This is a genomic window from Paenibacillus sp. JNUCC 35 (assembly GCF_058269095.1).
In genome coordinates, this window is record NZ_CM177771.1 from 5246291 (window position 1) to 5266913 (window position 20623).

General features: G+C 56.9%; 18 protein-coding genes. 4 read left to right on the plus strand and 14 right to left on the minus strand.

Annotated elements, in window-relative coordinates:
* Positions 1–130: 130 nt before the first annotated feature.
* From AC2TF6_RS23705 to AC2TF6_RS23725, 5 genes are all read right to left on the minus strand, one after another.
* Entirely contained in the window at positions 131–2089 is a 1959-nt protein-coding gene (locus AC2TF6_RS23705; protein WP_491308772.1) for an FAD-dependent oxidoreductase, read from the minus strand.
* Positions 2090–2152: 63 nt separating this feature from the next.
* A complete protein-coding gene (locus AC2TF6_RS23710; RefSeq protein ID WP_491308773.1) occupies positions 2153–3376 on the minus strand; it encodes an ArnT family glycosyltransferase in 1224 nt (407 codons plus the stop codon).
* Between the two features lie 158 nt (positions 3377–3534).
* Positions 3535–4647, minus strand: a complete 1113-nt coding sequence (locus AC2TF6_RS23715) for a sensor histidine kinase (protein WP_491308774.1) — start codon at positions 4645–4647, stop codon at positions 3535–3537.
* Between the two features lie 36 nt (positions 4648–4683).
* A complete protein-coding gene (locus AC2TF6_RS23720; RefSeq protein ID WP_491308775.1) occupies positions 4684–5376 on the minus strand; it encodes a response regulator transcription factor in 693 nt (230 codons plus the stop codon).
* A 192-nt stretch (positions 5377–5568) separates the two neighbouring features.
* Positions 5569–6549, minus strand: coding sequence for an ABC transporter substrate-binding protein (locus tag AC2TF6_RS23725; protein ID WP_491308776.1), 981 nt, complete (start codon positions 6547–6549; stop codon positions 5569–5571).
* Between the two features lie 385 nt (positions 6550–6934).
* On the opposite strand from AC2TF6_RS23725, the gene AC2TF6_RS23730 reads away from it, so the two are divergent.
* Positions 6935–7723, plus strand: a complete 789-nt coding sequence (locus tag AC2TF6_RS23730; protein WP_036740467.1) for a lipid II flippase Amj family protein — start codon at positions 6935–6937, stop codon at positions 7721–7723.
* A gap of 300 nt (positions 7724–8023) precedes the next feature.
* Positions 8024–9217, plus strand: coding sequence for a DUF418 domain-containing protein (locus AC2TF6_RS23735; protein ID WP_491308777.1), 1194 nt, complete (start codon positions 8024–8026; stop codon positions 9215–9217).
* 272 nt (positions 9218–9489) lie between these two features.
* Here AC2TF6_RS23735 and AC2TF6_RS23740 read toward each other — a convergent pair whose 3' ends face one another.
* Complete coding sequence (locus AC2TF6_RS23740) at positions 9490–11142, minus strand: copper resistance CopC/CopD family protein (protein ID WP_491308778.1); 1653 nt, start codon at positions 11140–11142, stop codon at positions 9490–9492.
* Positions 11143–11192: 50 nt separating this feature from the next.
* Positions 11193–11600: a DUF2203 domain-containing protein gene (locus AC2TF6_RS23745; RefSeq protein ID WP_405080272.1), complete on the minus strand. Its 408-nt coding sequence runs from the start codon at positions 11598–11600 to the stop codon at positions 11193–11195.
* Positions 11601–11829: 229 nt separating this feature from the next.
* Here AC2TF6_RS23745 and AC2TF6_RS23750 point away from each other — a divergent pair, with 229 nt between their 5' ends.
* On the plus strand, positions 11830–12705 hold the full coding sequence (locus AC2TF6_RS23750) for a PhzF family phenazine biosynthesis protein (RefSeq protein ID WP_491308779.1): 876 nt from the start codon (positions 11830–11832) through the stop codon (positions 12703–12705).
* A 127-nt stretch (positions 12706–12832) separates the two neighbouring features.
* Here AC2TF6_RS23750 and AC2TF6_RS23755 read toward each other — a convergent pair whose 3' ends face one another.
* The 7 genes from AC2TF6_RS23755 to AC2TF6_RS23785 form a co-directional block, all read right to left on the minus strand.
* On the minus strand, positions 12833–14566 hold the full coding sequence (locus AC2TF6_RS23755) for a diguanylate cyclase (RefSeq protein ID WP_491308780.1): 1734 nt from the start codon (positions 14564–14566) through the stop codon (positions 12833–12835).
* A gap of 38 nt (positions 14567–14604) precedes the next feature.
* Positions 14605–14982: a response regulator gene (locus AC2TF6_RS23760; RefSeq protein ID WP_009676144.1), complete on the minus strand. Its 378-nt coding sequence runs from the start codon at positions 14980–14982 to the stop codon at positions 14605–14607.
* Positions 14983–15180: 198 nt separating this feature from the next.
* Positions 15181–15477 (minus strand): CD3324 family protein, encoded by a 297-nt coding sequence (locus tag AC2TF6_RS23765; protein ID WP_103994553.1) that lies wholly within the window; start codon positions 15475–15477, stop codon positions 15181–15183.
* A gap of 706 nt (positions 15478–16183) precedes the next feature.
* Positions 16184–16951, minus strand: a complete 768-nt coding sequence (locus AC2TF6_RS23770) for a LamB/YcsF family protein (protein ID WP_491308781.1) — start codon at positions 16949–16951, stop codon at positions 16184–16186.
* A 3-nt stretch (positions 16952–16954) separates the two neighbouring features.
* The gene (locus AC2TF6_RS23775) at positions 16955–17971 is read right to left on the minus strand and encodes a 5-oxoprolinase subunit C family protein (RefSeq protein ID WP_491308782.1); all 1017 of its coding nucleotides are present in this window, start codon (positions 17969–17971) and stop codon (positions 16955–16957) included.
* Positions 17968–18789, minus strand: coding sequence for a 5-oxoprolinase subunit PxpB (pxpB, locus tag AC2TF6_RS23780; RefSeq protein WP_491308783.1), 822 nt, complete (start codon positions 18787–18789; stop codon positions 17968–17970). Before pxpB ends, AC2TF6_RS23775 begins: the two co-directional genes overlap by 4 nt.
* Before the next feature lie 215 nt (positions 18790–19004).
* On the minus strand, positions 19005–19586 hold the full coding sequence (locus AC2TF6_RS23785) for a type II toxin-antitoxin system PemK/MazF family toxin (RefSeq protein WP_218229052.1): 582 nt from the start codon (positions 19584–19586) through the stop codon (positions 19005–19007).
* Positions 19587–19831: 245 nt separating this feature from the next.
* Here AC2TF6_RS23785 and AC2TF6_RS23790 point away from each other — a divergent pair, with 245 nt between their 5' ends.
* Positions 19832–20425, plus strand: coding sequence for a TVP38/TMEM64 family protein (locus AC2TF6_RS23790; RefSeq protein WP_491308784.1), 594 nt, complete (start codon positions 19832–19834; stop codon positions 20423–20425).
* The last annotated feature ends 198 nt before the right edge of the window (positions 20426–20623 follow it).

A 20623-nucleotide genomic window follows, 5' to 3' on the forward strand; every position in this document is an offset into this window, starting at 1 on the left:
TCGTTTTCTGTAAGCCTGTCCTCAGCAAGCACCTCTTGCGCAGGGGGACTCTTCGGGACACCCAAGCCCGGCCTTCACATGCACCTGGCCTTTATAGCGCTCAGTTCCCGCCTGTACAGTCTTCGGTTTTCTAAAACTTTGCTCCTGCCTGCTTTTCTACCGCGTCTTTGAGCATCATGTACACATCGCCGTCGCTTAACTTCTCTTTATTGGCGATGATGCCGAGGGTCGCTTTGCTGAGCAGCCCGCCGTTTTCCAGCGCGGCCTGCGCTTCCGCGGCTTCAACCTTCAGCCCCGCGGCCTGCGCGATCGTGTAGCTCGCCTGCTGCAGAGTCAGCGTTTTCTTCGCAGGCTCCTCCATCCCTTTCACGGCGGCGGAAGGATCTCCTTGGAAAGAAGCGGCGTACATCCGTCTTACGCTGTTCATCTGGTTCACCATCCGCTGCGCGTTCGACGGATTATCCAGATCCTTAAAGCCTGCGTTGGCATAAGAGCCGTAAGCGATGCCCATAGACACTGCCGCTTTCAGGCCGGGATACGCCTTATGCTTCATAAACGCCGCTTCGTCCAGCTTGTAAGGCTTGAGGTCCATCCCCTGATCGTTCAGCCGCTTCTGCAGCTCGGCGATCAGGGATTTGGATTCCGCCATGGCGCGGAAGGTCGTGCCCTTCTCCGTGGCCAGCTTGGCCGCCGTCCCTGCCGCTTCGCCCTCGGCCATGCCGACGGGGATGACGCGGGCGCTGCCGTGCGCCAGCGTGTCGTAGCTGGCGCTCCGGCCGACGACGAGAAGGCCGTCTACGTTCTGCGGCACGATGCTGCGGAACGGAACCGCGTACTTCGTCGGATGAACGACGACCGCGCCGTTATCGTTGGGCGACGTTCTTTGGATATCCGCCGGATAAGATCCGAAGGCGATCCGGTCCCACTGGTCGCGGTTTTCCAGCAAATCCACGACGCTGAGCCTGTACAGCCCCTCCATGTGGCGGGTTTCGCGCACATACAGCTCGGGAGCGATGCTGTCCAGCTCCACGTTCTTGAATTCATCGAACGTCTTCAAATACTTGACGACATTCGGAATTTCCTTGGCTGCGATTTCCAGCCCTTCCTTCTGAGATTTCGCGTTCAAGCCGTCGATATCGAAAATATGCAGCGCATTGATCAGCACCGTACCGTCAAGCTGTCTGCCGATATTGAGCCCGCGCATCTTCATGCGCTGCTTGTTCAGCGGCACGTAGCCCGCCATCTCTTTGCCGTATCCCCAGGCGGACATTTTGTCCAGTCCCGTATCCTTATCATTGTCGCCGTTCAGCCTTTTGGCCACCTTGCTCCAAACTTCATCCGTTACATTTTTCAGCCGGAACACGGCCGTAACGGCCATCCGGGCTTTTTTATCCCCGATATCTTCCCGTCCGATGGTAAAAGGCACTCCCGCAGCCGCGGCGAAATCCGCATCCTGCGTCGCGTCGATAACGGTTTTGGTGCCGATGGTCTGTTTCGTCCCACCCTGTTTGGTTACGGTGATTCCGGTTACGGTTTGAGCCGCTCCTTCTTGTTTGAGAACCGGTTCCACACTGTACCCGTCCATGGAGACGTCCATGTTTTTCTCATCGGCAACGAGCTTATTGAACGCATTGGCCGCAGTCGTCACATCAAAGGAGTGGCCTTCGGTTTGCTCATACCATTCTTTGAAAATCCCTTTGTTGAAATAATCCGGATTTTTCCCCGGCAAAGTCGACACGGTTTTGTCCCAGTTCATGTCGATGCTGTTCAGCCAGCCTTCCGTCATAAGGCCGCCCAGAACCGTACGCTTGCGGGGTTCGATCAGAAGAGTCTTCAGCCCGCTGCGGGAAGCGGACACGGCCGCGCTGACGCCTTCGGGATCCGTGCCGATTACAATAACGTCGTAGTTGTCTTTCAGCTTGTCGGCCGATACGACTTTGGTCAGCTCCTGCTTGGCCGGAAGCGGCCCCCCGACAGCGGCCTTCCATTTAGAAGAGTAATAATACCAGCCCCCTCCGGCACCCGCCAGAAGGACTAGAACCAGAACGAGTAAAAAACCTTTCTTACCTGTAAAAAAAGAACCGGACATGTTCGCACCTCGTAACTTTCATTTTCATTTTCATTCATTTCATTCTTTTCATGCTTCATTTCGTTATTTCATCGGGTTCAAAACGGCGGTTTTCTGTGTCCGCCTGCCCTTCCACCACATAACCGCACGCCAGCCCAGGACACAATCCAGAATGATGATCAGGGGCATCATCGTGACGTTGTAGCGGTAATCCGCCACGAAGCCGAGACGGATCAGGCTCATCGCGATGACCGTTAGAGCCAGCAGCGTAACGGTCTCCCTCCAGCGCCTCAGTGCGGCCAGAACGGCTATGGCGCCGGACAGCACAAGTGTGCGATGAAGCAGGTTCGCGTTGAACGGGATCACCGGATAATAAGGCTGATGGCCGCCGCCGCGGTAGACGCTCTGGTACACGTACTGCATTTTTCCGATCGTATACCACTTGATAAACAGCCCCGGTTGGGTCGTGAAACCCGCTTTCAACCGGGCTATGGCCAGCTCTTTCTCCGTTTTGCCCGCGGGGTCTACCAGGCTCTCGTCGTTAAACGTATTGTACGGATACGTTCCCGCCCTGAACGGGTTTTCCTGAGTCGCTGTCGCGACCCACTGATGCAGCGTGACGGCATTGCGAATCCACCAGGGCGCAAGCAGCAGCACAACGGCCGCGGCGGAGCAGGCAAACAGCCGGATCGTCCGCTTCCTCGCTTCTTTGTCCCGCAGCCACTGGAACGCGAAGGCCACGGCAATCAGCGGCAGAAATTCCGGGCGCACCAGCACCGTCAGACCGAGCCAGATTCCCGCGGCGGCAGCACGTCCATAAGAAGGCGTTTCGAAAACCCGGATCTGAGCAAGCAGATATCCGAGCAAGAGGAAAATGGCCAGCACCTCGGTCAGAATGGCCCCGTTGGCCCAGACGAACGGCGGATATACGGCCGCGATCAGAAGCGCAATAAGTGCCGTCAGCTCACCGGAAAACCTCCTCGCAATCCGGTAGACGAACCCTAAAGCGGCCAGGCTCAGCAGCGCTTGTATATACCGGACCCAGGGAAGCGGGTCGTGCTCCTTATAATCCGCGATCTCATATACCGCCGCCAAAAAAAGCGGATAACCGGGCGTCACGAGCGCGTTCGGGGTCTCGTCGTTGTAGGCGTATACTCCCGTCTCCAGCAGTTGTCTGACCATCTTATCGTAATTCAGCGAGTCATGGGGCATCTCGTGATCGACCGAACGGAGAAAATCGATCCTCACATAGGCCGCCAGCAGAAAAATTACCGCCAATGCTGCCCATACCCATTTTTTACGGTTCATAATTCTGCTCCTTTCGGCGTTCCCGTGATTTCTAGTATACAAGAGAGAGCTTAAGGCGCTGTTTAGGACCGCTTACCGCCCGCTTAAACCATTCTTAAGAAAACTTAAGGATTTCCCTGCCGATAGAAAAAAAGAAGGCCGCTGACGATCGGCCTTCCTTAGCTGTCTGTTCCGGGTTGTCGTGAAGGCTGCAGAGGGAGCCGCGTTTCGAAAACCGTCTGCTTCCGGTTGCTGCGCGCCGCTATTTCCCCGCCGTGCATCTCGATGATGCTCTTGGCGATAGCCAGTCCGAGGCCGGTTCCGCCTGTGCGGGACGATCTTGACTTCTCCGCCCGGTAAAACCGTTCGAAGATATACGGCAGGTCCGATTCCGGAATGGGCTCTCCGTAATTGACAATCTCCACGACAGCCTCTTGCCCGCTGCGGCTGATTTTGATATCGACAACCTTGCCTGCGCTGCCGTACCGGATCGCGTTGGAGATCAGATTCTCGTAGGCCCGGACCAGCTGCCTGCCGTCCGCCCGGATATAAAGCGTGTCGTCCTCCGCAGTCACCCGGCACGTCATGCCCGCTTTCGTTAAAATCGGGACAAACTCCTCCGCCAGCTGCTTCAGAAAGCCGTAGATGTTCACTTTCTTCATTTCAAGCTCGATGCCTTCGCCGGGCAGCGACGTGTATTCGAACAAGTAGTCGATGAGCTTGTTCAAATTTTTCGTTTTCTCAAAAGCGATGCGCGTATAATACCGGAGTTCGACTTCATCCTTGTACCGGTCCGTCTCAATCAGTTCCAGATAGCCCAAAATCGACGTCAGAGGGGTACGGAGATCGTGCGAAACGCCCGTGATCAGCTCGTTTTTCGTCCGTTCCGCTTTTCTTTCCTCTTCGATGGATTTTTTCAGCTTCCGGGTCATCACGTTGATCGTTTCCGCAACCTCGCCAAGCTCGTCGGAAGAACGGGCCACGATTTCATAGTCCAGATTGCCTTTCGCGATTTCCTGCACGCCCTGTGTGATCTCTTCCAAATACCCGATAATCTTGCGGCTGAAAATAAAAAAATAAACAAGAAACAGCCCGCCCCCGACCACGACCATTACGGGCGTAGAGCCGATGTTGTTAACGACCCAGCGGAGGGGCCCCGAGTAATAGCTGAGGCCGACGATCGATTTCACTATCCGGTAGGCGAGAAGCACGGTTCCCGCAGCGAACACAATGCTGAGAATAAAGATAAAAATAAACTGCCAGCGCACGGTGTGGATAAATTTGTTTTTCAAGTTTGTTCACTCCAGTCTTGCCCCTCCGAGCCGAACTTATTCGATGGTGTAGCCGATTCCCCAGACCGTCTTGATCATTTGAGGACGGCTTGGGTCCTTTTCGATTTTTTCACGGATTTTGCGGATATGAACCATGACGGTATTATTCGATTCAAAAAAAGGCTCGTCCCATACGGCTTCGTAAATCTGCTCCATGCTCAGCACCTGCCCTCTGCTGCGTGCCAGCACCTGAAGAATCGCAAACTCTCGGGGCGTCAGTCTGACCTCGCTGCCCTCCACATATACTTTATGGGTTCCCAAATTAATGAGCAGGTCCTCGATAAGAATTTCATTCTCGTTTTTGGCGGAATGGCTGTTGAGCTGCCGGTACCTGCGGAGCTGCGATTTGACCCGTGCCAGCATCTCCAGCGGGCTGAACGGCTTGATCACGTAATCGTCCGCCCCGATGCTTAGCCCCGTGATCTTGTCGATCTCCTGGCTTTTGGCCGACAGCATGATGATCGGCATATGCTTTTCTTCCCGTATTTTCATGCACGCCTCGATTCCGTCCATCCGGGGCATCATGACGTCCAGAATGATCAGATCGACTTCGTTTTCGTTCAAAAGCTCGAGAGCCTCGGCACCGTCGGATGCTTTCAACAGCCGGTAGCCTTCATTTTTCAAGTAAATCTCCAGAAGATTGGTGATTTCGGTCTCGTCGTCGACAAGTAGAATCGTTCCCCCGTACATATCTGTACCTCCAACACGGCTAACGGTTTGCTTGGATAACCGCCCGTTTTCTGTCTTTGTCCTCAATGATACCATATCCTATTTTGTGGGATTTCTTAAACTATTTTAAGATAAGCGCCCGTAACATAGTAAAAAACCCCGCCCGAAGGACGGAGTTTTCGCTTGGCGCCGCCGGAGCTTCGCCAGTTATGTTTACTTGATGTCGTAGAACTTGTACAAATCGTCGAGAAGCAGATTAGCCGCTTTAACGCCGCCTGCCGTGTTCCAGGTTACGTCGTTTACCTTCTGGGCCTTGCCGTTCTTCACCACGTTCAGGTTCTGCCAGAGCGGATCCTTGGTAATCGCTTCTTCCTGCTTCGTACCGTTGCCGTCGCCCGTTTCATACGTGAAGTAGAACAGACGGTCGGAATCCACTTCCGGCACGCGCTCTTTCGTAATTTCCTCCACGAATGTATCCTTGGCTTTTACAGGCGTACGGGCAATGCCGATCTGTTTGAAAATAATGCCGGTAAACGTATCGTCGAGATAGATGCGGGTTTTGCCGGCCATAAACCGCACGACGGAAACTTTCTCTTTCAGCTTGTCGCCCGCTTTGGACTTGAAGTCTTCAATGCGCTTGTCGAAGTCGGCGATCAATTTCTCGCCGTCCGCTTTTTTGTTCACCGCCTCGGCATAGAGGCTGAAGTTGTTCTTCCACTCGCCGCGCAGCGTTTCGGAGAATACGGTCGGAGCAATCGCGCTGAGCTGGGCGTAAACCTTCTCCTGGCGCATTTTGTTGCCGATGATCAGATCCGGTTTCAGGCTGATGATCGCTTCCATGTTCGGCTGATGCTCGTCGCCCACGACGGTTACGCCTTCCATATCGGCTTTGATGTGGTCGTACCAAGGGTTACCGGTGAACGATTTAACCGCTCCGACCGGCTTGATGCCGAGAGCCAGCAAGGCTTCCGTTCCTTCATTCGTCAGAATGACGACGCGTTTCGGCGCAGCCGGCACTTCGGTCTCGCCCATGGCATGTTTAACCTTGATCGTTTGTTTCGCTGTATCTCCGGGCGCGGGCGATGCCGCTCCCCCATCCGAAGCCTGGTTGCCTTTGCCGCAGCCTGCCAGAGCAAGCGCCATCGCAAGGACGATCAGACATAATACGTAAGATTTGCGTGCTGCTGATTTCATTCGTTCTATTCTCCCCTGTCCGCTCTTGGTGATAATGATTATCATTCACAAGGAATGATACCTTTTTACAGCAAGGTTGTCAACCTGAAACCTTTCGTTTTTTCCGCCAAAACGATCCGTTCTCCTGTGTAAAAGTCTTCCTCTTTTTGCGGGGTTCTCTCGCTTATAGGAAAGGTTCCTTGTATAATTCCACTAGAAAGACCGGACGACAAAATGAACACGCCGGCAACAACGCACAAAAACAAACGAACGGAGCGGCAATGCCGCGCGGCATATCGTGTGCCGTCCTTCCTTTGACCCTTGCCAAGGTACGAGTCCCGCAAGAACCGGACCCGACGGGGGCGCGATTCCATTCCTTCAAAAGGAGAGTCGATATCTCTTGACCATGCTTCTCCTCGCCTGTCTGTTCACCCTGATTATTCACGCGGCCGAAACGTCCGCCTACGCCTTCCGTCTGGCCGGAATCCGGACCGCCAAACTGGCTGTCGCCCTTTCGCTGGCGGGAATGATCGTCCTGATCTCCCGGACTTCGAACATGGTGCAGGGCCTGATGATCTCCGGCATTGCCGATAAGGCCGGACAAACCGATCCCCATCTGGCGCTGGCCCCGTTCCGCTTCGTCCTGATGTCGGCATCGGTCGGAACGGCGGTAGCGATCGTGCTGTTTCCGACGCTCGTCTCCTTGTCGGCGCGGATGATCGCCCATTTCGAAGTCACGGGCTCCATTCCGTCCCTGCTGAAGGCCACGGCCAACGTGCACGGCATCAAGCAGGCCCGCAAGCACCTGCGCCCGCCCCGCCTGCAGATGCTCTCCCGCCTGCGGATCGGCGGGGTGCCCAAACGCCTCGTGCTGCTCAATGTCGTCGTCACGGCCATCTACACGGTCGGCGTCCTGGCGGCCCTATACGCGTCGGCCTTCAGCCCGGACAACAAATCGCAGGCCACCATGTCCTCCGCCCTCATCAACGGCATCGCCACTATTATTATGACGCTGCTGATCGACCCGAAAGTCGGGCTGCTGACGGACCGGGCCATGCACGGCAAAGCCAGCCAGGAGGCCGTAAACAAAATGTTCGGCCTCCTCATGCTGTCCCGTCTCGCCGGAACGATTCTGGCCCAGGTTCTGCTCGTCCCCGCCACCTCGTTCATTCTGTGGGCGCTCACGCTGTTCTGAGCGGGAGACCGGGCGCGGCCGCGGAACTAAAACCGACTGCCGGAAACGGACGGCCAGGCAAGCTGTCAGCCGTGTCGGAAGCGCGGCTGTGTGCGGGAGAACGAACCCGACCGCCGACAGCACAACCGGATAGACCGGACCGACCGTCACCGGACTGTAACGGCTTCCGATAAGAGCTTCGGGGCTTACCCGTATCGCCTCTCTTCCGTCTTCAAGCCCCCGATTTGCTACCGGGGGCTCTTTCACGTATGATGAGGAAAAAATCGCCTTTCAGGGCTATGACGGGACGGTGTTACTCCTATGATCGGCCCCTCCGCAGGGACTGAACGCATCATCGCGCTCGATATCATCCGCGGCTTCGCTCTGCTCGGTATTTTCCTGGTCAATATGCCGACCTTCAGCGGAAGCGAATTTGCGGTCTACCACGGCGCGGACAGGTGGCTCCGGCTGCTGCTCGATTTGTTCGTCCAGGGAAAATTTTATCTGATTTTCTCCTTCTTGTTCGGGCTCGGATTCTACATCTTCATGTCGCGAGCCGAACAGAAGGGATACGGGCCCGGCCTGTTCCGCAGGCGCCTGCTCGTGCTGCTGCTGATCGGCTTCCTGCATTTGGCGCTCTTCTGGAGAGGAGATATTCTGACTCTTTACGCCATCACAGGCTTCCTGCTTCCCGTTTTTTACCGGATGAAGACGGAAACCGTCCGTAAGTGGGGCCTCCTCCTCGTGCTCGGCTACCTGCTGCTGATTCTCGGCCTGCCCGCCCTGATCATCGCGCTGGTCGCCTACGCGAGGGGAGGGATCGATCCCTCCCTGGGAGGCCCTTTATACACGGAAGCCGAAGCCGCCGCAAGCCTTCACGCGTTCCGGACGCTCTCCTGGCCCGACTGGCTGGCCTGGCACTGGCGCAGCGAAGTGTGGGACTCGCTGTCCAGCCAGCTCTCCATGCTGCCCATCGTCCTGGGCATGTTCTTGCTGGGACTGGCGGCGGGAAGAAGCGGCCTGCTCCATGACGTAAGCGCCCACCGGGAGTGGTGGCGCAAGATCCGCCGCCGGTGCCTTGCGCTCAGCCTCCCGCTTTTGGCGGCCATCGCCGCCATTTACGCAATCGGGGCGGAAACCGATCTCAGCCTCGTGACGTTCTTCCTCGTCTACACGAGCGGGTTCACGCTGGCGTTTGTCTACATCGCCGGCCTTGCCCTGCTTCTCGAAAATCCGGTCTGGCAGCGGCGGCTCCGGTTTCTCCAGCCCTACGGCCGGATGGCGCTGACCAATTATTTGTCGCAGACGGTCCTCTGCGTCGTTCTGTTTCTCGGCTTCCGCTTATACGGTCAAGTCAGTCTGTGGCAGGGCACCCTGCTCTGCCTCGTCGTGTACCCGCTGCAGATCGCCTTTTCAGCATTCTGGCTGAAAAGATTCCGCTACGGGCCCGCCGAGTGGCTCTGGAGAAAATGGACCTACGGCCGCCTGTCGCCGGGACGCGGGCAAAGCCGGTGATTAATCTCCGGAATCCCCGGGTCCCGGAATCTCAGAATCTCAAGGAGGGCCCTACTGATGCGCTTGCGGCTAAATTCTGCGGGCCCCGGTCCAACGGAAACCATACACGGCCGGAGGGACGTCAACGGCGTGCAGCCTGCAGCCTTCGTCATCCCGCCGATATTCCCGCCCGGGTCACGCTTTCCCGCTCCGGCCCGCTCTTCCCGGAACTCCGCGGCCGCACAAAAAAACAGCCCCTTATGCAGGCAAGCATAAGGGGCTGTTTTCGCTAGCTAATAAAGCCTGAATTCTTTCTTGTAAACCGCCTCGTCGTCGTTGGAGTCCATAATCCGGACTTCCAGCGTACACTTGCCGGGAAGCGGCAGGTAAGGTCCCTGGGTGTAATAGGTGTACATGTTGTACCCCTCCAGCCAGTTTTCTTCCTGATTCTCCTGAAGCTCCAGCGGAATCTGGATGGGAGCCAGCGTGGCCTCCTCTTCTTCCTTCGGCTCGTACTGGGCGTTCATCTGCACATGCTTGGGCGGTCCCAACGTATCCAGCACCCAGACCGTCACCTTGAACGTGTTGGTGCCCGGTGCTTTCGGAGACACTTCGGCCGTCATATGCACGCTTTTGCCCATCTCGTGCCAGTTCAGCGGCTCATTCGGGGGAGCCGGAGACAAGTAAGTCAGGACGCCGACCACCGCAAGGATAATCAGCATAAAGCTGAAATCCATCTTGTAGAGCTTCGCTGTCGCCTTGTCCCGCTTGTTCTTCATCGTATAGCGCAAGAAGGCTGCCGTCCCTACGACAAGCACGACGACGCCGACCTTAACGAGCATAAGAATACCCCACTGGGTATAAATGACCATATCCAGACTGGGCAGGAATAACAGCGTCAGCACGACGCCGCTCACGGTAAGCGCGATAATCGACCCTAGCGCCGCTCCTGAGAAGCGGCCCAGGAAGGAGGTAAACTCCTCCCTTCTGTTCCGATACACCGCGGCTGCCGCCGTCAAGCCGCCTACCCAGACAGCCGCCGCTCCCAGATGGATAAAATCGGCGGCTACGCTCGCCGAGACGGGCGGGAACGTTACCGCATGCCCGGACATCGCTTTAACCGCCAGCAGCGCGGCCGCCCAGGCATAGTCCAGCCAGGCGGCTCGTCCGAGCAGTACGAAGCCCGACAGAGACAAGCCAAGCGCTACGAGCCAGGAAATACCGATTCCCGTACCCGTCAGCAGACTGCCGAGCTGGGAAAGTCCTCCGTCGCCGAGGAGAGCCTCCACATGTGTAAGAATGACAAAAAGCAAAGCAACCAAATAAAACCGCTGCAGATTCAGCGTCCATTTCGCGGAAACTTCCTGCGGCAGCTTGCGGCCGAATTCCGAGCGCCTCCAGAACAGCCAGCCGGTCAGCGCGAGCATCGCCGCGTACCACAGACCGCGCGCCGCATACTGGATCAGCCCGTCTACGCCCGAGCTGCCGAGATTATGGTTGTGTCCGGCGGACGTGCCGCCCGTGTTCCCGTTCTGCGCGGCGGGCACCGCATTGCCGACCGTGAGCGGATAACTCCCGCCCACCGGGTGACCGTCACCCGAGATGACGTGGTAGGACACCACGTACAGCCCGTCGTCCAGCTTCGGCAGCTGCAGAACGATCCCCGTCCGGTCTTTCGTCATCACCGCCGCATTGTCCGTAACCTTCGCGCCCGACTGGTCAAGAACACGTATATAGTAGACGCCTTCTTCCAACTGCTCGTTAAAGGTCAGTTTGATCTGTTCCGGCGCCTGCGCCAGCGTACTGTTCGGAGCGGGGTCCGTCCCGGTCAGAATCGCATGCGCAAACGCCTCGCGGGGAAACAATCCTCCCAGGATGACGAGCAGGCACAGCAGACCGGCCGTAAAAAAGGCCCGCCGTGCCGTCTTCACTACCTTTCCTTTCATGTTCAGTCCATCCGCCTCCAGTGTCTTTGTAAGTCACGCTTCCCGGACCTTTAATCTCCGGGGAGCGGTTTGCGGCCCGTGTATCCGTCCTGCCGGCTATGATAATAACCGATGCGTTCCTCTCCGCTGCGCCAGCAGAGGAGGACTTCTTCGCCACCCAGAATGGACGGAAAATCCACAAGGCCGGAATCAATGTCCTTTAGCTCGATACCTTGATGATAAAAGTGCTGAATCATTCCGCGGGCTTCGATCTGCAGAAATTCAAGATCGCATTCCAGCTCGAAGAGCGGATCGTACGCTTCTTTTCCGCCCAGCCTGCGGACCGCCTGTCTTTTTTCACGCAGCTCCGCATACTTGTCCTCAAACTTCTTCTTAATTTCCTTGAGACCGGAGATCTGATCCTGTACCGCAGGCAGCAGGGCATTGGCTTCCTCTACCGTAAAATACCGTTTGGCCATTTACTCCACCCCCTAAGATGAGTGTACCAGAAACAGGTTCCCCGAATCGAATGTCTTGAGCTGTCGGCCTCCTCCAGTATACGCGATGAAAAAGGCGGAGAAAGAAAGCTCAGATGACAATTCCATGAAAGAAGGGAGAAGTCCTGCTTCTGTTTCTGTGCTGTACTTTCACAAAAAATTTCATTAAAATCATTTCAAATTCTATTTTCCGAAAAAAGGCGGTGCCCCCATGAGCTTGTCCAAGCAGGATTTTTATATCGTCGATGTATTCGCCGAAAGGAAATATGCGGGAAATCCTCTCGCCGTCGTCATTTGTCCCGAGCCGCTGTCCGTCCCGGATATGCAGAGCATTGCCCGCGAAATGAATTATTCCGAGACTACGTTCCTCCAGCCAGAACCGGATGCGGACGGAAGCTACCGGGTCCGTATCTTTACGCCGAACAGCGAGCTGCCGTTCGCCGGCCACCCTTGTCTGGGGACCGCCTGGATCATCCGTCACCTTTACAGTCCCGATGCACAGGAAATTACCCTGAAAGTTCCCGCCGGAAACATTCCGGTCACCTTCGGCAGCGACGGCGTGCTCTGGATGGAGCAGCTTCAGCCTTCTTTCGGAAGCCTTATTTCCGCTTCCGCCGCAGCAGCGGTAATCGGACTGGAAACGGAGGAAATCGACGAACGCTACCCCGCTCAAGTGGTATCGACCGGCATCCCTTTCCTCCTCATTCCCGTGAAAACCCTCGCTTCCGTGCGCAGCGCGGTTTACCGGGCCGAAGAAGCGGCCGCGCTTCCCGCAGAAGCCGCCGTCCCCGTTATGCCGTTCTGCCCGGAGACTTACGAACACGCGAACGGGATCAACGCCCGCGTGTTCGTCGACGAGCTCGGAGTGCCGGAAGATCCGGCTACGGGCAGCGCTAACGGCTGCCTGGCCGCTTACCTGGCGCGCTACCGCTATTTCGGCGGCCCGTCCGTCGAAACGGCTGTCGAGCAGGGCTATGAGATCGGCCGCCCGTCGCTGCTATATCTGCGGGCAAGCGAAATGGACGGCCGATTCGCCATCCATGTCGGCGGACGCGTATTTTTTACGGCACAGGGGCAGCTCGTGTAAAGCGCTCTTGCTGCCGATGTCCGACCGGGCAATTCGGTCCCCGGCTTACCTTCCATTAAAAAAAACCATTTCCGGCCTGCTGCAGGCTGAAATGGTTTTTTAATTGGATGAAGCGGACGCACGCCCCTCAATCCAGAAGCCGCTTCACGTTCATCTCCAGCTCGACCATCGAGAACGGCTTGGTCATGTACTCGTGAACGCCGAGCTTTTGAAGCGTGTCCATGCTTTCTTCTTTTTTTCGACCGGAAAGCATGATCACCTTGCACATGGTTCCCGTCACGGGAGGCTCGGTGTTAAGACGTTCCAGCAGCTCGATTCCGCTCATTTTGGGCATAATGCCGTCCAAAATGCACAAATCTATGCCGCCTTCGCGGATACGCTCGTAGGCGGCTTCTCCGTCCGCCGCCTCTTCGATGTCAAGAGGCAGGTGCTGAAGGCCCGAGACCACAATGGCGCGCAAAATCTTATCGTCGTCCACGACGAGCAGCTTGGGACGATGCCGGAGGCTTCCCTCGCAACCGGCCGGAGCGGCTTCCGCCTCCTCCTCGATATAGATCCGGTCTTTGCCGTCCTGCTTCGCCCGATACATCGCCCGGTCGGCCCTCAGAATCCATTCGTCTATGGACAGATCCGGGTGCCAGGCCGACACGCCCGCGGAGAACGTAATCCAGTAGTCCTCCCCCTCGTCGGACACGATCGGCTGAAGGTGCGCCATCTTGAGCAGAGCGCACAGCGACTCCGCCGCCGCTTCCGCTCCCGTCCCCGGCATGACCACGACAAACTCTTCTCCTCCGAAGCGGAAAACAAGGTCCGTCGAGCGCATCCGGGTCTGCAGCAAATGCGCGAGACCTTGAAGAACCAGATCTCCCGTATGGTGACCGTGCCGGTCGTTGATCCGTTTGAAATTATCGATATCGATAAAGGCGAGCGAGATGGCGGACGGATAGCGCTGCACCCTCTCCAGCTCCAGCTGAATCTGGTGATCGAAGTACCTCCTGTTGAACACCGCCGTTAAGGGATCGCGGAAGGCCAGCTCTTCGAAATTTTTGGTTCTTTTCACAATCCCGTAAATGCGTGCGGCCAGCTCTTCATATTGAAAAGGCTTCGTCACGTAATCATCCGCGCCCAGATGAAAACAACGCACTTTATCGCTTAAATCGTCACGGCCGGACAACACGATCAGAGGCACCCATTTCAAAGTCGGATCTTCCTTGAGAAAATCGAAAAGCTCATAACCCGACTGCGGATACATCATAAGATCCAGCGTAATCAAGTCGTAGGCCTGCTGCCGCAAGAGCAGCTTGGCGGACGGGACGTCGCTCGCTTCGTCCACTTTGTAGCCGTCCAGTTCGAGCCGCCGCACCAGATACGTGCGCAGCACATCGTCATCGTCTATGATCAACAAGCGCCTTTTGCCGCCCATTGTGTGTACGATCCCGTTTTCCTTCTGTTCGTCCACCTCGAGCTCGATCACGGAAACATCGTGTTCCATCAGCAGATGACGGATATATTCGCTCGTGTGCGTGACGCTTTCATTGACCAGAGGGGTGAAATCCGCCGTTAACGCCGCAGATGGATGAAGGGACTGCGTCCATTCCCACACGCGGACGAGTTCCTCGGCGATTTTGCCGATTCTCCCGAACTGGAACATGGGGGCGCTTCCTTTCAACATGTGAACGATCCGGTACATATCCTGAAGATCCTTCACCTCCGGTGAGGAAGCTATGATCACCAGCAGGTCGTCCATCTGTGCGATTTGATGGGCCAATTCCTTAATGAACAGCCTGCGCCCCTGCTTCAGCAGCCGTTCGTCTCTTCCCTCAGCATCTGCGCCATGCCCCCGGGAGCTCGGTTGATTCATGGTTGAGATTCACTCCGTTCGTAATCGCGTAATCGCGGTCATGCGCCGCCTATAAGAGCCTCCACGGTATCGACCAGCTGGAGAGGGCTAAACGGCTTGACAATATAAGTGCTGACACCGGCCGCAGTCGCTTTCTCGCGATCCTTGTCCAGAGCCTTGGCGGTCAGCAGGATAACGGGCACTTCGCGGTTGATCCCGCCTTCCGAACGCAGCCATTCGCACACCTCGACCCCGGTTTTCTCCGGCATCATGTAATCCAGAATAACCAGATCGTAACGCTCTCTAACGAGCTCGGCAACCGCTTCTTTACCGTCCATAACCTCCGTGATGGCATATCCTTCGTCCGAAAGCGTCTCGGTCAACAAAAACCGGAGTGCGGCTTCGTCGTCTGCGAGCAAAATGCGGTATGGATTCAAGTCCATTCCTCCTGTTCGTCTGCGGTCTGCTCTACACCGATAGGGTTCGATTTAAATTTCCGAAATCCTTCCATAAACCATCCACCGCAACTTTTTATCTATGATAGCACACGAGCCCGATCCGGGTAAAAAAATTTCCAGCCTCTGGGGGAGACTGCCGGAAGACATAGAAAAACGGCGGCCTTAGAGGTCGCCGTTTTATGGTGTCGCGGCAGCTTCTTTGAGCCGCTCGCGTGTTTTTCCAATGATCTTGCGTATGCTGTCTTCCGATAGATGAAACGCCTGAATCAGCTCCAGCACGGTTGAACCGTTTTGGTATAACCGGAATATTTCGCGGTTGCGCCGTTCTATGATGAGGCGGGTTCCGTTATTTTCTCCCCAGCCTGCGCGTTTCTTCTCTTTCTTCGGAACGTAAATGATCTCTCCCTGAATGTAATTCTGCAGCTCTTTAAGCAAGCTGGCCGGAAGAATATCCTTGCCGTTCTTGTAACTCATCGGATGAAAACCTCCTCGAATTGGTCGTGTATGATCCGTACCGCATCGTCAAACGTAGAGGGTCTTCATCTTCCGCACCTGCTATCATTCATAAGGAAAGATATACACGATAGGTATCGTGCCGCAGCTTGTATGTATATACAAACAGGTGAACGGTACTTCCATGATGATAGCAGTTAGAAAATGAGCACCTCTACGGTGACTTTCACTCTTACTGTTTGAACAAATTTCATGGAAACCATCTCCTTTCACCTAATTTTTTTGGGTTTACTATTTCCAATTATATGGAGTCGGCCTGTTTTTGTCACGCACATTTCACATAATTCTTCAGGAAAATAAAAACCGGGGGCGCTGCCGCCCCCGGTTCGACACGGGCTTCCGCTTACGCAGAAGCCACCTCCATTGTCGTGTTCATTGTTCCGAATCACTCCTTTCCTGATAGAGTGGAGCCGGCCGGCTGCATCTCTATTAACGCATATTTGCGGGCCCGTTCTCAAGGGGGAGATTCGTTATAGTCGTTCTTTCCAGCTATTCCTGGAAAACGGAGCAGCTCCGCAGATCCAGACCGGATTCGGCTCTCGCCGTCAGCCGTCCTGCGTCACCTGAAGCAGGACGTGAACGCGCGCCGCACCGCGGGCTGTGCACCCGGCTCCGATGGCCCGGCCGTCCTGCGGCGCCTCACCGCTTGAGCCCGCACGCGAGGCCCTCACGCGCCCCAAAGCGGTCGGACCGCAACGCCCGCCTCATCCAGCGCCGCCCGGACCGAGCGGGCGATGGCCGCCGCGTGCGGGCCGTCCCCGTGCACGCAGACCGTCTCCGCGGTCAGCGGCACGGTCTCGCCGCGCGCGCCGGTCACGGCGCCGTCGCGCACGAGGCGCAGCACCTGCGCGGCCGCCTGCGCCGGGTCGCTCAGCAGCGCTCCCGGCTCCGTCCGGGGCGTCAGGGTGCCGTCCGGCCGGTACGTCCGGTCGGCGAACGCCTCGGCCGACACGCGCAGCCCGTGCGCCTTCCCGGCGCGAAGCAGCTCGCTGCCCGGCGGTCCGAGCAGCACGAAAGCGCCGCCGCTGACGCGCAGCGCCGCCCGGGCGACCGCATCGGCCAGATCGCCGCGTGCGGCCACCATGTGGTACAGAGCGCCATGGGGCTTCACATGGCGGAGAGTGCCGCCTTCGGCCTGTACGAAGGCTTGAAGGGCTCCGAGCTGATACAAGGTCAGCTCGTAGACTTCTTCGGCGCCGACTGCCATCTCCCGGCGGCCGAAGCCGGCCAGGTCGGGCAGCCCGGGATGCGCGCCTACGGCGACGCCTTTCTCCAGGCAGAGCGCCACTGTCCGGCGCATGACGCCGGGATCTCCCGCGTGGAACCCGCAGGCGATATTCGCCGATGAAATGCTCTCCAGCAGCTCCTCGTCCCGGCCGAACCGGTAAGCGCCGTAGCTTTCGCCCATATCGCAGTTCAAATCGATCGATACCATGCCTTATCTCCCCATCCTTGCGCGTACTCCGGTCTGGAGCAGCCTCAGGTTCATTTCCTGGCGCATAAGCTCCGCCTGCGCCTCATGCAGCGTCACTTCCGCGAAACGCACGGACGCTCCGGGAGCAAGCTGGCCCAGAACCGGCAGATCCGCGCTGATGACATGCCCGATTCGCGGATACCCGCCGGTCGTCTGGCTGTCGGCGGCCAGCACGATCGGCTGTCCGTCCGGCGGAACCTGGATCGTCCCGGGCGCCGTGCTTTCCGATACGAGTTCGCCCGGAACGGACAGCTCCAGGGCGGGGCCTTGCAGCCGGCAGCCCATGCGGTCCGACTGGGGCTGCACGCGGTAAACGCTCGCGGTCAAGGCGTCCAGACCTCCCTTGAACCGGCCGGTCTCACTGCCGCGGACGACACGAAGCACCGCAGGGTTCCCCGCCGTCCCCCCAGGTCTGACGGCCCAGGATGCCTCCCACGCGGCCGCCCGGACATCAATGTCTTCGGCGGAAGCCTGAAGCCGTAGCTCTGCCATCATCCGCTCGGCGGCCGGTGACGGCCTGCCCGGCAGCAGCTCGTCGCCCGCCTGAAGCGGCCGTCCTTCCAACCCGCCCAACCCGGCGCGGGTGTAAGTGCTCCGGCTGCCGAGCGCAAGCGGAACGTCGATGCCGCCCGCGAGGGCAAGATAGCCCCGGCATCCGTTACGCCCGCTTCCGAGCGTGAGCGTCGTCCCCGCCCGGATATATACGGGGCGCCAGCCGGGAACGGGTGTCCCTCCGGCGTATACCGCAAACTCCGGGCCGCACCATGCGGCCAGCGTGTCTTGACGCAGCAGCAGCCGCGGGCCCTGGAGCGTCCATTCCAGCACGGCCGCATGCCTGGGATTGCCCGCGAGGATGTTGGCCGCCTGCATCGACAAGACGTCCATCGCCCCTCCGGAAACAAATCCGAAGCGGCGGAAGCCGAAGCGCCCCGTATCCTGCACGGTCGTGTACAACCCCGGATTTTCCACAAGCAGGCTCATCGGCGGTTCCCCTCCTTAGCCGTCTCCGTTTCTTCACGGCAGAGCCGCTCGTAATCCGCTTCGTCTACAGGCACGAAGCGAACCGTGTCCCCCGCCTGCAGCAGCACCGGAGGACTGTGACGCGTCCGCAGCAGATCAAGCGGCGTACGGCCGATAATATGCCAGCCTCCCGGTGAAGGCAGCGGATAGATCCCGGTCTGGCTGCCTCCGATTCCCACCGATCCGGCCGGAATGGCGACCCTGGGATTAGATCTCCGCGCAAGAGCCAGAGAAGAAGGAAGTCCTCCCAAATAAGGGAATCCGGGTACAAAGCCGATCATATAGACCCGGTATACGCCTCCGCTGTGCAGCCGCACAACTTCTTCCGGGCTCATCCCGAGAGTACGTGCGGCATCTTCCAAATCCGGACCGAAGGAGCCTCCATAACATACCGGAATAAAAATTTCCCGTGACGGAGAAGCTGGAAGAACCGGATCCTCCGCGGCACCGGTTTCTAGAACACGCTCCAGATGCCGGCGGACCCAGGTGTAAACGACAGGCTCCCCGCCTGCCAGCATGGCCTCGGTTTCTTCCAGCTCCGAAGGAGAGAAATGCCTGCCGGCGGCCACAGCCGCCTCTACGACGGAGTACCAGACCGTGACTGTCGTATAAGTAGGTACGATCTCGACCAGTCCCGGAAACGGGCTGCGGCTGATCGTCTCCGCCGCCTCCAGAACACGCCGGTGTACTTCTTCGGATATGCTTTCACCCAGACGAAGCACGACGGCCTGGTCTCCAAGCGGTTCGAAAACGATTGCAGAACTGCATTTTGGCTCCACTTTTTGCGTCTCCCCGTTTCAAAATATCCCCTGCCGTGTATTATTTAGTAGACATGAAAAAAAGACCTCTGGCGGGAGATCTTTTTTCGAAAGACGAAGGAATCAACGGATTCCTTATATTTGAATTGTAATGGACCTTTGGGATACGATTCGATCAACCGATCAAACATATTTGTAAGTCGCTAAAACAATTAAACCACACCAAATAAGCTTTGTCAACCATGTATTTCCGACGCGCTGTCCGGACGCTCATACAAATCCAGTTTTTCTTTGAGCGCGTAATTTTCCTGCAGCAGGCGTTTGATAAACGCTTTGTCCCTCTCTTTTTTGTCGAGAAGATCTTTATATTTTTTGAACATGCCCAGAGAGACCATCACTTTTTCTTCGATCTCGTCCATCTCTCCGCGGATGTTCGCCAGGCAGCTCCCCGTAATGCGCGACTTGCTGACAGTCATAATATTGGCCAGCAGTACGTAACCGGTAAGCTGCTTTTCTTTGCCCGCTTCCAAATACGTGTAGCTGCCCTTGAGTTCTACGGATACGCTCGGAATGCCCGCGGTATGCGTAATAGGCGCGATGATCGTGTTCCCGGAATGTTTGTTGCCGACGTCGTTTTGTAAAATGATGCACGGGCGCTCTTTCTCTTCTTCGCTTCCGATGCCTTTTCCCAAATTGCATTTGTAGACTTCGCCGCGGCGCAGGGCACGCGTTTTCGCTTTATCGGACAGGGAGTCCAGATAGATTTTCGTTTTAAGCCACTCCAAGTAATCCTGAATGCGGGTAAGATCCGTTTTCAAAGGGCCACCTCCGTTGTGATTGCGGTTTGCCATGAACAAAATTCCCCTTTCGTGCTGTGTAAGAAATATTCTGTTTTAAGGTAAACTGGGTAACGGATGAATCTGCCGGACACGGATGCCGCTTCTGCCCGAGAAACCATTCCGGATTTCATTCGTTATACTAATGTATAAACCCTTTTTTTACGAAACATTAAAACAGACCCGTTGATCTTTCACTACCCGAAAAAGGAGCTCTTGAAACCGCCGTGACTTGGGAATCTATAAAAAGTGTGCTGACCGAAGAAAATATTGCGCAGCTTTTGTCTCATTATAACTCTCTCGGTCCATTGCCTGGTATTTTGCTGACGTTTATCGAAGCTTTCATTCCCGTTCTTCCGCTGTTCGTGATTGTCATGGGAAACGCCGCGTCCTACGGGCTCGGCTTCGGCTTCCTGTACTCCTGGCTCGGCACGAGTCTGGGCGCGACCTGCCTGTTCCTGCTGTTCCGCAGACTGTCCAATACGGCTTTTATGCAAAAGCTGACCCGCTCGCCCAAATTGCGCAACGGGATGAATTGGATTCATAACCACGGGTTCGGCACGATCTTCCTGCTGAGCTGCTTCCCGTTCACGCCTTCTTCGCTGGTTGTGGTGGCGGCGGCTCTGTCCCGGGTCGAGAAAATGATTTTTCTGCCGGCTATCGTGGCCGGGAAGGCGGTTATGGTGTTTACCATGGCGTTCGTCGGGTACGACATCATGTCTTTTATCCGCCAGCCCTGGAAGTTCCTGATCGTCCTGGTCGTGATCGGCCTGCTTTGGCTGCTCGGCAAAAAATTCGAGACCCGCATGCATCGGGCTTAAAAAAACCTCCGCTGGGGGAAGAGACCCGTTCCGCAGTTGCTGCTTTGAAGCTCCTTGTCGAGGGGCTTTTTTATTTGTAAATCGTGCCGCTCGGGCACGGCTTCAAAAAAACGCATCAAGGCGTAATGGAAGCGGGCGGGCATGGAGTAAATCATTGACAGTTTGCTCCGCTTGTCCGGTCTTTATTCCCGCAGCCGT

Coding starts and splice junctions, on each gene's coding strand:
- AC2TF6_RS23765 (WP_103994553.1), bottom strand. CDS start 15,477: ATGAGTTACAAGAACGGCAAGGATATTCTTCCGGCCAGCTTGCTTAAA.
- AC2TF6_RS23710 (WP_491308773.1), bottom strand. CDS start 3,376: ATGAACCGTAAAAAATGGGTATGGGCAGCATTGGCGGTAATTTTTCTG.
- AC2TF6_RS23705 (WP_491308772.1), bottom strand. CDS start 2,089: ATGTCCGGTTCTTTTTTTACAGGTAAGAAAGGTTTTTTACTCGTTCTG.
- AC2TF6_RS23720 (WP_491308775.1), bottom strand. CDS start 5,376: ATGTACGGGGGAACGATTCTACTTGTCGACGACGAGACCGAAATCACC.
- AC2TF6_RS23725 (WP_491308776.1), bottom strand. CDS start 6,549: ATGAAATCAGCAGCACGCAAATCTTACGTATTATGTCTGATCGTCCTT.
- AC2TF6_RS23735 (WP_491308777.1), top strand. CDS start 8,024: ATGATCGGCCCCTCCGCAGGGACTGAACGCATCATCGCGCTCGATATC.
- AC2TF6_RS23755 (WP_491308780.1), bottom strand. CDS start 14,566: ATGAATCAACCGAGCTCCCGGGGGCATGGCGCAGATGCTGAGGGAAGA.
- AC2TF6_RS23730 (WP_036740467.1), top strand. CDS start 6,935: ATGCTTCTCCTCGCCTGTCTGTTCACCCTGATTATTCACGCGGCCGAA.
- AC2TF6_RS23750 (WP_491308779.1), top strand. CDS start 11,830: ATGAGCTTGTCCAAGCAGGATTTTTATATCGTCGATGTATTCGCCGAA.
- AC2TF6_RS23775 (WP_491308782.1), bottom strand. CDS start 17,971: ATGAGCCTGCTTGTGGAAAATCCGGGGTTGTACACGACCGTGCAGGAT.
- AC2TF6_RS23770 (WP_491308781.1), bottom strand. CDS start 16,951: ATGGTATCGATCGATTTGAACTGCGATATGGGCGAAAGCTACGGCGCT.
- AC2TF6_RS23740 (WP_491308778.1), bottom strand. CDS start 11,142: ATGAAAGGAAAGGTAGTGAAGACGGCACGGCGGGCCTTTTTTACGGCC.
- AC2TF6_RS23745 (WP_405080272.1), bottom strand. CDS start 11,600: ATGGCCAAACGGTATTTTACGGTAGAGGAAGCCAATGCCCTGCTGCCT.